At 67.6% G+C, this 11421-nt stretch carries 9 protein-coding genes; 2 read left to right on the top strand and 7 right to left on the bottom strand.

Annotated features, from left to right (window positions below):
* Nucleotides 1-1214, bottom strand: a 1214-nt coding sequence (locus VEG08_16020) for a N(4)-(beta-N-acetylglucosaminyl)-L-asparaginase (protein HXZ29502.1), incomplete at its 3' end; no start/stop codon positions are given.
* 188 nt (nt 1215-1402) lie between these two features.
* On the opposite strand from VEG08_16020, the gene VEG08_16015 reads away from it, so the two are divergent.
* Both VEG08_16015 and VEG08_16010 read left to right on the top strand, forming a co-directional pair.
* Nucleotides 1403-3367 (top strand): PAS domain S-box protein, encoded by a 1965-nt coding sequence (locus tag VEG08_16015; GenBank protein HXZ29501.1) that lies wholly within the window; start codon nt 1403-1405, stop codon nt 3365-3367.
* Nucleotides 3368-3556: 189 nt separating this feature from the next.
* Nucleotides 3557-5131: a diguanylate cyclase gene (locus tag VEG08_16010; protein HXZ29500.1), complete on the top strand. Its 1575-nt coding sequence runs from the start codon at nt 3557-3559 to the stop codon at nt 5129-5131.
* A gap of 63 nt (nt 5132-5194) precedes the next feature.
* On the opposite strand, the gene VEG08_16005 is transcribed toward VEG08_16010, so the two are convergent.
* The 6 genes from VEG08_16005 to VEG08_15980 form a co-directional block, all read right to left on the bottom strand.
* Nucleotides 5195-6358: a hypothetical protein gene (locus tag VEG08_16005; protein HXZ29499.1), complete on the bottom strand. Its 1164-nt coding sequence runs from the start codon at nt 6356-6358 to the stop codon at nt 5195-5197.
* A gap of 32 nt (nt 6359-6390) precedes the next feature.
* On the bottom strand, nt 6391-7425 hold the full coding sequence (locus tag VEG08_16000; GenBank protein ID HXZ29498.1) for a sigma factor-like helix-turn-helix DNA-binding protein: 1035 nt from the start codon (nt 7423-7425) through the stop codon (nt 6391-6393).
* 197 nt (nt 7426-7622) lie between these two features.
* Nucleotides 7623-8747, bottom strand: coding sequence for an aminofutalosine synthase MqnE (gene mqnE, locus VEG08_15995; GenBank protein ID HXZ29497.1), 1125 nt, complete (start codon nt 8745-8747; stop codon nt 7623-7625).
* 68 nt (nt 8748-8815) lie between these two features.
* Nucleotides 8816-9733: a hypothetical protein gene (locus VEG08_15990; GenBank protein ID HXZ29496.1), complete on the bottom strand. Its 918-nt coding sequence runs from the start codon at nt 9731-9733 to the stop codon at nt 8816-8818.
* A gap of 789 nt (nt 9734-10522) precedes the next feature.
* Nucleotides 10523-10726: a cold-shock protein gene (locus VEG08_15985; GenBank protein HXZ29495.1), complete on the bottom strand. Its 204-nt coding sequence runs from the start codon at nt 10724-10726 to the stop codon at nt 10523-10525.
* A 200-nt stretch (nt 10727-10926) separates the two neighbouring features.
* Nucleotides 10927-11421 (bottom strand): UbiA family prenyltransferase (locus VEG08_15980; protein HXZ29494.1); only part of this gene is annotated, 495 nt, incomplete at its 5' end.

The raw sequence follows: 11421 nt of genomic DNA, 5'->3' as shown, positions 1-11421 counted from the left end.
GGAATGGGCGGCCAGTCGATGGACTCGCCCTCGAACAGGGCCACGGTCTTCTCGATGCGGCTGCCCTGGCCGTCGCAGACCGCGAAGCCGCGCGGCCGCTTGGGGGACCCCCACAGCGACACTCCCGCGTAGGCGCCGTCCTTGCGCAGGATGTAGTAGACCATGTCGATGAAGCGCACCCGGTTCATGTCGCCGTGGTAGAGCTTGACCAGGCGGCGCAGGGCGTCCATCCCGGCCTCCAGCGGCGACAGGCCGTGGCGCATGTTTTCCACGATGGTGTGCGCGCCCGCTACCTCGATGTTCTCTTCCCCGCTGCCGGTGGCACCCGCCGAGCCTACCTCCTGGTCGGTATAGCAGCCGGCACCGATGATGGGCGAGTCGCCCACGCGCCCGGGGATCTTCCAGGCCAGGCCGCTGGTGGTGGTGGAGCCCGACATCTCGCCCTTCGAGTTCACCGCCGAGGTGTGGATGGTGCCGGTGGGCGGAAAGAGTACGCGGGAGACGGCGTGCATGCGGTCCTCGGGAGCGATGCCGATGCGCGCCGCCATTTCGTTCAGTTTCTCGATACGCAGGTTCCACTCCTCGGTGGTCTTGGGCGGAGGCGGCACCGGCACCGGCGGCTTCCAGTCGGGCGCCGCCATGCCCGGACCCCACCAATCCTGGTTGGAGCGGCTCTCGCGCCACAGCAGCCAGATCTTGCGGGAGCGCTCGGTGAGCAGGTTCTCGCGCGGGAAGCCCACCTCCACAGCGAACTTCTGCGCGCCTTCGCCCACCAGCATGACGTGGTGGGTCTGCTTGAGCACCGCTTTGGCCACCAGGCAGGCGTTCTTGATCTCGCGCAGCCCGCCCACCGAACCGGCGCGGCAGGTGGGTCCGTGCATGCAGCAGGAGTCCAATTCGACCACGCCCTCCTCGTTGGGCAGGCCACCCAGGCCGACGGTGTCGTCGTTGGGATCGTCCTCCTGGGCCTGGTTGACGTGCAGGCAGGCGTCCAGGGTGTCCTCCCCGCGCAGCAGCATCTGGTAGGCCTCGTCGAGAGAATGCTTGCCGGTGACCTTGCTGATGATCACGGGATGCTGCGGAGGACCGCCCACGGGGTTCGGGCTGGCAGCCGGCGCGGGCTGTTGCGCGCTGCTTTGCTCCGCCGTCGCGACGCCCAGGGTGGCAGCGCCCACGGCGGCGGTGGTGATGAACTTTCTGCGAGTGAAATCCATGCCATCCTCCCGGTCCACCGATCCACGGGGACGCATTCGCGAAGTTGCGGCCGAGAAGCATAGCACGCGGCCGGTGGACCCACGGCGACGATTCCGCGCGCACATTGCAACCGCCCCGGATTCACGCTATAAGACAATGTCCCTCGCACGAGGACTCTCCCCGGTTGAGGAGGAGAGCACAGGGTCCTATGAGCCGTCCCAAGAGTCCCGCCAGGAAACGATCCGCGGCCCGTGCGGCGAAGGACGCTTCCGCACCAGGGCTGGCGCGCGCCGAAGCCCGCTACCGGGAGCTGTTCGACCACATCGCCGACGCCATCTTTGTGGTCGACCCCGAGACCCACCGCGTCATCGACTGCAACGAAGAGGCCTGCCGGCGCTACGAGTACACCCGGGAGGAGTTCCTGGGGATGGATCCCGTGACCGTGCATCCGCCGGAGGAGCGCGAGGCCGTGCGCCAGCGGCTTCGCCAGCAAGACACCAGTACGGCCGAGTTCACCCACATCACCAAGAGCGGCCGGCGCTTCCCGGTGGAGGTGCGCTCCCGGGTCATCGACCACGAGGGGCGGCGGGCGCGCATCAGCCTGATCCAGGACCTCAGCGCGCACAAGAGGGTGGAAGAGTCGCTGCGCGAGAGCGAGGACCGCTTCCGGGCGGTGGGCGACAACATCGCTGCCGCCATCTACATCCACGACGGCCAGCGCATGCTGTACGTGAACCCGGCGTGCGAGGAGATCTCCGGCTACACCCGCGAAGCGCTGATGAACCAGGTCGACTTCTGGGAGATGGTGCACCCCGACTTCCGGGCGCTGGTGCAGGAGCGGGCGCGGGCCCGCCTGGAGGGCCGGGCGACGCCCCACCACTACGAGTTCAAGATCCTCGCCCGGGACGGCAGCGAGCGCTGGCTGGACTTCACCGCCAGCCGCGTGCAGTTCGCGGGCCGCACCGCCATCCTCTCCATCGCGGTCGACATGACGGGGCGCCGGGCCTTGGAGGAGCAACTGCGGCAAGCGCTGAAGATGGAGGCCGTGGGGCGGCTGGCCGGGGGCGTGGCCCACGACTTCAACAACCTGCTCACCGTCATCAAGGGGCATGCCGAACTGCTGCTCGACAGCCTGGACCGGCGCGATCCCTTGCGCACGGAAGTGGAAGAGATGCAGAAGGCGGCGGAGCGGGCGGCCGCCCTCACCCGGCAATTGCTGGCCTTCAGCCGCCAGCAGGTGCTGGCGCCCCAGGTTCTGGACCTCAACACGGTGGTCTGCAACGTCGACCGGCTGCTGCGCCGGCTGCTGGGAGAGGATATCGAGCTGCACGCCCTGCTGGCCGACGGGCTGGGGCGGGTCCGGGCGGACCCCGGCCAGATCGAGCAGGTCATCCTCAACCTGGCGGTGAACGCGCGCGACGCCATGCCCCGCGGCGGCAAGCTCACGGTGGAGACCGGCAACGTGGCGCTGGATGAGACCTACGCCCGCGAGCGCGTGGAGGTCAAGCCGGGGGACTACGTGCTGCTGGCGGTCAGCGACACCGGCACCGGCATGAGCCCGGAAACCTGCTCCCACATCTTCGAGCCCTTCTTCACCACCAAAGACCCCGCCAAGGGGACGGGCCTGGGTCTGTCCACCGTGTACGGCATCGTGAAGCAGAGCGACGGCCACATCAGCGTCTACAGCGAGCCCGGCATGGGCACGACCCTCAGGATCTACCTGCCCCGGGTGGAGGAGACGCAAGCCGCGGCTTCGGCCGAGCCGGCCGCCGCCGCCACCGACACCGGCGACGAGACCATCCTGCTGGTGGAGGACGAGGACGGAGTGCGAGGACTGGTGCGGCAGGTGCTGAAGCGCAAGGGCTACTCGGTGCTGGAAGCGCGCGATGGCGGGGAGGCCCTGCTGACCTGCGAGCACTTTCACGAGCCCATCCACCTGCTGCTCACCGACGTGGTCCTGGCCCACATGAGCGGGCGCGAACTGGCGGAGCGGCTCTCCGTCCTCCGGCCGGAGATGAAGGTCCTGTACATGTCGGGCTATACCGACGACGCCATCGTGCAGCACGGGGTGCTGACCCAGGAGACCGCCTTCCTGCAGAAGCCCTTCACCACCGAGGCCCTGGCGCGCAAGGTACGAGAGGTCCTGGACGCCGGCGTGGCCGCGCGCGACTGAGCCGCGACCCGCGTGCCGGCCCCGTCCCTCCCACTTCGGCACTCTTCCCAGAGTCGAATTCCTGCCCCGGCCGGGCTTCGTTTCCCGGTCCCCCTCCGTCGCTCCCGGTCCTAGACTGAAGACGGGAGAGCGGAGCCGGGCGCTGAACACGCGCCCGGCGCGGAGGCCCGCCGCCCGGCGGAGGTTGAGATGGCAAGCGAGAATGCTGGTCCGAGTTTGCACCCGGAGCTGCAGGTGAAGATGCGCCGGCTCTCCAGCCGCGACCTGCAACTGTGGCTGCTGGCGCTGCTGGTGCTGCTGGTGACGGTGGCGGGGGTGGTGGCCATCGTGCTGCCCAACATCTCCTGGAACAGTTCCAGCCTGCGGGTGGAGTTCCGCTACCTGCCGCAGGTGCTCTTCGGGTTGATCGGGCTGGTGATCCTGTTCAACCTGTACGTGCTGCAGCAGCGGCGGGAGCTGAACCATGCCCGCGAACAACTCATCCGGCAACTGGTGGAGAAGGAGCGGAGCGAGGCGGCCACCCTGCTGGATACGCTCACCAAGGTCTTCAACCGCCGCTATCTGGAGCTCATCCTGCCCAAGGAGGTCAGCCGCGCCAAGCGCACCGGCAGCAGCCTGACCCTGCTGTTGGCCGACCTCAACGACCTGGCTGCCATCAACCTGAACCACGGCGAGGCGGCTGGAGACCGTTGCCTGGCGGAAGTGGGCCAGATCATGGACAGCACCTTCCGCGTCTCCGACACGGTGGTGCGCTACAGCGCCGGCCAGTTCCTGGTGGTGATGCCGGAGACCGGCGAGGAGCAGGCGGAGCGGGCGGCGGAGCGGCTGTTCGAGGCCCTCGCCCGCCGCAACCAGGCGCCTGCGGCCTCCTTCCCCATCGCCCTGAGCTGCGGCCTGGCCACCTTCCGGGCCGGAGCGGACATCAACGACGTGTTGCGCATCGCGGAGCACAACCTGCGCTCCCAAAAGGCCAAAGTGCGCAGCGACCGCGCCCGCAGCCGGGAGATGCAGCCGCAGTGCCTGCTCACCTGCTCCGATGCGGAGGTGTTGGGGACCCTGCGGCCCATGCTGGAGGGCCTGGGCATCGGGGTGGAGCTGTGCACGCGCGCGGAGGAATGCCTGGAGCTGCTGGGACAACGCAAGTTCGACGCCGTGGTGGTGGACGCGGGCGAGGCCGAGGAGCGCCTGGAACTGCTGGGGCGCATCCGCCGCCTGCCCGCCGGGCGCCGCACCCTGCTGTGCTGCGTCGCCGACTCCGGCCGCCAGGAAATCGCCTATCGCCTGGGCGCCAACATGGTGCTGAGCAAGCCCCTCTGTCCCGACCTGCTCAAGGGCAGCCTGCGCGTCGCCTATGGGCTGATGGTGGGCGAGCAGCAGCGCTACTTCCGCCATGCCGTGGAGATGCCGGTGCATGTCCGCTCCGGCAAGGGCATGGAGATGGAGGTGACCTCCAGCAGCATGAGCGAAGGCGGCATGGTGGTGCGCACTCCCATGCCTGTGGCCGTGGGACAGCGGGTGATCGTGCGCTTCCAGCCCCCCGGGGTCGAACCGGCCATCGAGGGCCAGGCCGACGTGGCCTGGTCGGACCAGGAAGGCCGAGTTGGGCTGCGCTTCACCCAGTTGCCCGCCCCGGCGCGCATCGCCCTGGAGCGCTGGCTGGCGGCGGCGGCGCGGGAAGGCGGCAGGCCCCCGATCGGGCTTGACGACGGAAGGGTGACGAGGATCCCGGCGGCGCCGGCGGCGCGCATGAAGATCCCGGCCTGAGGAAGGATGGGGGAGGAGTGCCGGGGGAAGACCCGGCAGGCGGGCCTGCCGGGTCTTTTTGTCTCAAACCGCCAGCCGCCGGCGCACGCCTTGGGCAGCGCGGAAGCGCAAGAGGGCGGCGATCCCTCCCGCCTTCTGCAGGGCGGGGTCGGCGACCGGCACCACTTCGATGCCGCTGCGCACCAGCTGGGCGAGCAGACGCTCGCTCAGGTCGGCGAGCGCATCGGTGTCCTGGCCACAGAGCGGGCAGTGCGGCAACGCGCGGTGGTCCAGGCGGCCGCAGGCGCGGCATTGGCTGCCGCGGGCGGCAAAATCCTCCGCCAGCAGCAGCGACTGGACCTGGCCGCGCTCCAGGGAAGCCAGCACGTCGCGCAGGCCCAGAGCCCCGCGGCCGCGGCTCTGGGCCTCGCCCAGGACCTCCTCCAGCAGTTCCCGGCTGCGCCGGGCGCGGTGCGCGTCCAGCAGTTGCTGCACCCGCTCCCGCACCTGTTCGAGGGAGGCGGTGATGGGATCGGCGGCAAAACGCCCCAGCAGACGCTGCTTCACGTAGGGGTGCAGGTGGGGCTCCAGCAGGTGCCAGGTCTCGTCCCGGCATCCCACCGCCAGCAGCTCGCAGCCGCCGCGGGTGGCCAGGTGCTTCAGGCGCTCGCTGACGTGCTTGAGGTGGTGGAGCTCGTCATCCTCCACGCGACGCTGGGCGTGGCCGGCTTCGTAGCCCTGGAAGCCGTCGCTGCGCTGGCGGCGGGTGACGGCGGCGAACAGCCCGCTGGATTCGGCCACCTGGTCGGGGGCCACCTGGAAGACGCGGGCGCGCTTGGCGTCCGCCACCACCACCGCGCAGCGCGGCAGCCCGCCCAGCAGCGCCAGCAGGGGCTTGAGATGGAAGTGGTGGCCGAGGAACAACTGCGAGCGGGCCAGCCGGGGCGGCAGATCGAATTCCCGCCACAATCCGCGGCTGCCGCAGGCGAAGACGGCCTTGGCGCGGGCGTGGTTGCCGTGCAACTGCTCTGCCAGGGCGAGGATGCGCTCCAGGTCGGCGCGGGCGCAAGCGTTCTTGCCGCGCTTCTCGGCCTCGTGCAGGACCTGGCGCGCCAGGTCCTTGGCCCGGATGAGTTCGTCGTGGTGGGACTGGTTGGTTGGAGTCAGGGGCTGGAAGTAGAAACTCACGGCACAGCCGGCGGGGGATTCAAAGGCCGCCAGCTCTCGGATCGCTTCGCGCGTGATCATCAGCATTTCTCCTGATTGAGAGGAAGCGCGGTTCAGGCGGTCCCGGAGCGCTGCAGGGGTCGGCCGCGGAGGACCTGGGAGCGCGGCAACCGGGTCTGCAGGCGGGCACGCGCCGCATGCAAGGATAGGTTCACCTCCTCGGGGGTACGGTCGGTGGCGGCGGCGATCTCCTCCACCGTGAAGCCTTCGATGGCGAACAGGATGAACGCCTCCCGGTCCTGGCGGCGGGCGTCCCGCAGAGCGGACTCGACGAGGGCGACGGTCTCGTCGGACTCGGCGATCTGCTCCGGGGTGAACACCCGGCGGTCGGGAATGACGCTCTCTTCCAGGAAGATCTCGTCGGGCTGGTGGAACTGCAGCTCGGCGTCGTCGGTGGCGCGGACGTTGGGGCGGCGCGCCGACTGCTCCAGGGGGACGGCGGCGATGCCGGCCTCGCCGTTCTCCGCCGAGAGGCGGCGGATGGCCTGGATGGCCAGCCGGTAGAGCCAGCGCTCCAGCGACAGCAGTTCGGGTTTCTCCTCCGCCTCGCTGAGCGCGTGGGCGATGGCTTCGTCGAGCACTTCCTCGCGAGTCACCAGCCCGGGGAGCAGCTGGTCGGTGGTCTCGCGGTAGAGCAGCTCGCGGTCCACGAACTGCTCCAGGCGCTCCAGGTTGGCGTCCACGTAGGAACGGATATCGCCGTCGGTAATGGTGGGTAGGTGTACCGCTGCCACCGTTCCCTGCAGGGGAACGTGGTCGGCGAGGTGTTTGCCGGCGCGGCGGCGGCGCAGGTTCCGCAACTGCTCTTTGTGCCGGTTCACCTGGGCAAGCAGCTCGGAGAAGGCCGCCTTGACCGCCGCCAGGGGCGTAGGCCCGGACTGTTCTGCGGCCAGCTCGCCCGAAGGAAGGCGCAGGTTGAGGGAGACCACCGCCTGATGGCGCAGGGCGCCGGGCTCCAAGCTGCCGTGCAGGTGCACCAGCTCGGGGCGGAAGACCTGCAGCCGCCGGCCCAGCTTCTCTACCTGATGATTGATTTCTCGATCGACTTCCGGAGTGCGCGTGCTCTTAGCACTGATGTGCACGTTCATGGGAACCTCAAAGACGGGCGCTGAATCCCGCGTTCGGCTCCGCGCAGCCACTCGAACCTGATTAAATTCTACACCTGAGGAAAAAAAGGCAAGGGGAAAAGGGACCGCTCCGGAGAGCAATTTCGAAGCCAAATATCCCTTCTCCAAAAATATTTCCAAAAAGCCCTTGCTTCCAGGATGGAGTTGTGGAAGGCCTTTCAGGCCTGGACGGTGAGCGAGGTCTCGCTCCGGGAAACGGGGCGATAGAGGGTGTCGCGCTCGCAGGGCTCGCGCCCGGCTTCGCGGATCAGCCGCTCCAATTCCTGGCGCCGCAGGCCCTGGGGCGTGGTGGCCCCGGCATCGTGATAGATCTTCTCTTCGATCACGGTGCCGTCCAGGTCGTCGGCGCCGAAGCGCAGCGCGATCTGGGCGATCTTGGGGGTCAGCATCTGCCAATACGCCTTGATGTGGGCGAAGTTGTCGAGCACCAGGCGTCCCACCGCGACTTGGCGCAGGTCGAGCATGCCGGTGGTGGTGGGCAGGTGCTCGAGCGGCGTATTGGCGGGATGGAAGGCCAGGGGGATGAAGGTCTGGAAGCCCCCGGTCTCGTCCTGCAGGGCACGCAGCTTGAGCAGGTGGTCGACGCGGTCCTCGTCGTTCTCCACGTGGCCGTAGAGCATGGTGGCGTTGGAGCGCAGGCCGAGCTGGTGGGCGGTGCGCGCCGTCTCCAGCCACTCCTCGCCCGAGATCTTGTGGTCGCAGATCACGCGCCGCACCCGCTCGCAGAAGATCTCGGCCCCGCCGCCGGGCAGCGAGTCCACCCCCGCATCCTTCAGCTTCTGCAGGGTTTCGCGGATGGAGAGCTTGGCGCGCCGCGCCAGGTACGCGATCTCCACCATGGTGAAGGCCTTGAGGTGCACCTGGGGAAAGCGCTGCTTGAGCCCGGCGATGAGATCGAGGAAGTACTGGAAGGGCAGGTCGGGATGCAGCCCGCCCACGATGTGGAATTCGGTCACCGCCTCGGAGTAGCCGCTGGCGGCGGTCTGGAAGGCCTCTTCCAGGGCCATGGTGTAGGCGCCGGGGGTGTCCTTCTTGCGCCCGAAGGCGCACAGGCGGCAGGCAGCCACGCAGACGTTGGTGGGATTGATGTGGCGGTTGACGTTGAAGTAGGTGCGGTCGCCGTGGCGCTGCTCGCGCACGCGGTTGGCCAGCCAGCCCACCGCCAGGATGTCGGGCGAGCGGTAGAGGGCGAGGGCGTCGGCGCCGTCCAAGCGGCTCCCCACCATCACCTTGGCGGCGATGGTCTGAAGCCGCGGGTCCTCCGTCTGAAAGGCGTGGGCCATGAAGCACTAGGATACCCCAGGCGCGGCCCCGGGTCAGCTTCCACGCAGTCTTCCCGCGCGCTCCCCCACTAGGGCTCGGCGAACCTCAGCGCCATGTGCCCGTCTTTGGCCCCGATAAAAGTGACCTTGCCGCCACGCTCGTAACAAACCACCCCGCCGCCTAGAGATTCGTCACCCAGGTAGGTTGCGGTCACCTCTCCCGAACCCGGATCCAACAGGCGAATCTCGGAGATCGAGCGAATCCCGCTCTGGGTGCCCCAGCGGACAAAGGCCACCGCCAGTTGACCCTCCTCGTAGAAGAGAGCGTGTGGAACCAGATCAGGCTGGGTGGGTGGAACTTGGTACGAGCGGACGACATCCCCGGAGTTCGAAATGGCGTAGATGACCGCAGGATTTGCGTGCCGCATGAGGTAAAGGTTGCCGTCTCGGCCCAAAGCAATCGCCCCATGAGTCACAGCAGCGTTTCCACCGACAGATGCGGTGGGTACGGAACCCTCGTCGTGGTTCCTGACGGCTTCCTCCAGCCGGGCATCGTCTTCCAGGACCACCTTCTTGAGGAGCTTGCCGGATGCGTCGAACAGCCCGGTATAGGGCTGCATATTAGGGAGTTCGCCGGGGGCGCGGTCCGAAGCCACGCCTGCGAGCAGCAGGCGGCCGTCCGGAAAGACACCCATTGGGCCAAGGGGGTTCATGCGGGCGTCAAGCCGGACCTTCGATTGCAGATTGCCATCCTTCCCGTATCGGTAAACGGTGGTTACGTCCGTCATGGGCTCCCATGCCACCCAGTACACTCCCCCATCGGGATCGAGGAAGTACGACCGGAAAAAGAGCTTGGAAGCGTCCGGGGGAATGGTGAAGTGCGCCAGGACCCTCCCCGCCGGGCTGGCCTTGATCAGAACGCCCCTGCTCGGGTCGAGCACACCGTCTTCGATGCCAGGGATCCCCAGGAGGACGTTGTGGTCGTTGTCGCACTGGAACGGGCCCATGGTACCCGTTTGCCTCTGCCCTTCCACAATCACCGGCCGGGATTCGTGCAGCGGAGTGGCCGCGGGTTCTTCGCCCGCCTGAGCCAAAACCCGTGGCGTGGCTAGGCACATCACAAGGAGCGCAAGAGCCGCAACCCTCATAGGCGCTCCCGCACCGCCAGGACCGCCTCCACCCTTGGAAAAGCGGTTGGCGTAACCGGATGCGAGCCTCCATTGCAAGCAGGGAAGAAAAGTTGGGCGGCCATGTACTCGTCCTTCACTCGAGGGAGACGCAGGCCTTCGCCTCCCCCGCCCGCGCAGAACGCCGGTTCAACGTCCGGGTCGTCAAAGCCCTCGCAGTCCTGCCATTTTTCGCCGGAATCGCACCGCCCAAAACCAGTGAGACAAGCAACGGCATTGGGAGACTTAATGCATCTGCCGGTTGGAAAGGACTTGCCATCTGCACACTGAATCTCGCCCGTACTGACGCACTGCATGCAATGGCCCCCGTTTTGGGCTTGCGCGGCAATGCAACCCAGTACCAGCACCAGAACTGCCAGAGCTATCTTTTTCATGAGACCCCCTTCTAGGGGGGGGATGCTAGTCTCAGTCTGGGTGACGGTCGATTCCTCGCAGGAGGGATTGTTATGTTCTTGGGACACACCGACAGTCCGGGCGGGACTGATCGCGCGTGGGGGCGTGGCTAGCAAGTCATACCCGCGCTTAAGACAAGCGGAGACACCACCCCCACGCCCGCCCACGGTCCGGGACAGGCGGACGATCTTCCCTGCTCAGGCTGGGGCCGATCGGCTACAGGCGGGTGACGTTGGCGGCCTGCAGCCCCTTGGGACCTTCGGTGACCTCAAACTCGACGGAGTCGCCCTCGTTGAGGGAGCGGTAGCCGTCGGACTGGATGGCGGAGTAGTGGACGAAAACGTCGCCTCCCTTCTCCCGTTGGATGAACCCGTACCCCTTGGTGGCGTTGAACCACTTCACAGTGCCTTTTTCTCTCATTCGAGCGACGAGCTCCTTCTGCTGCGAGCGGGCAGGCGCTCCGGCCCTGAAAAACAAAACTCCCGGCGGCGGGAAGGCCGCAGGGAGCAGTGGATCAGATGTCGGAACTTGCCTTCACAAATGCCCTGACTCGAGGCGATTGTGGCACAAACCGGGCCTGGAATGCATCACCTTTTAGAGTGGGATGCCCGCCGCACGCCCTAGGAGCGCAACAGCGTCAGGTCCAGGGCCACGAAGCAGAAGAAGACCAGGGAGATGACGCCGTTCATGGTGAAGAAGGCGGCGTCCAGGCGGCGCAGGTCGTGGGGCCGGAGCAGGGAGTGCTCGTAGACGAGCAGCAGCGCCACCACCAGGATACCCAGTACCATGAGCTTGCCCATCCCGAAGGCCAGGACCATCCCGTAGAGCAGGAGGAGCATGAGAACGTGCAGCCCGCGGGCGATCCGCAAGGACCACGGGATGCCGAACCAGCGCGGAATGGAGTGCAGGCCGGCCTGGCGGTCGAAATCGTAGTCCTGGCAGGCGTAGAGCACGTCGAAGCCCGCCACCCAGCAGGTGACGGCGGCGGTGAGCAACAGGATGCGGGGGTCGAACGCACCCCGCACCGCGATCCAAGCGGCCGCCGGCGCCGCTCCCAGGGCGAATCCCAGGAAGAAGTGCGACCAGCGGGTGAAGCGCTTGGTGAGGGAATAGAA

Source organism: Terriglobales bacterium, from assembly GCA_035624475.1.
In the GTDB taxonomy this organism is placed as follows: Bacteria; Acidobacteriota; Terriglobia; order Terriglobales; family Acidobacteriaceae; genus DASPRL01.
The sequence above is the reverse complement of the archived record's forward strand: the minus strand, read 5'-3'. Positions and strand labels throughout refer to the sequence as shown.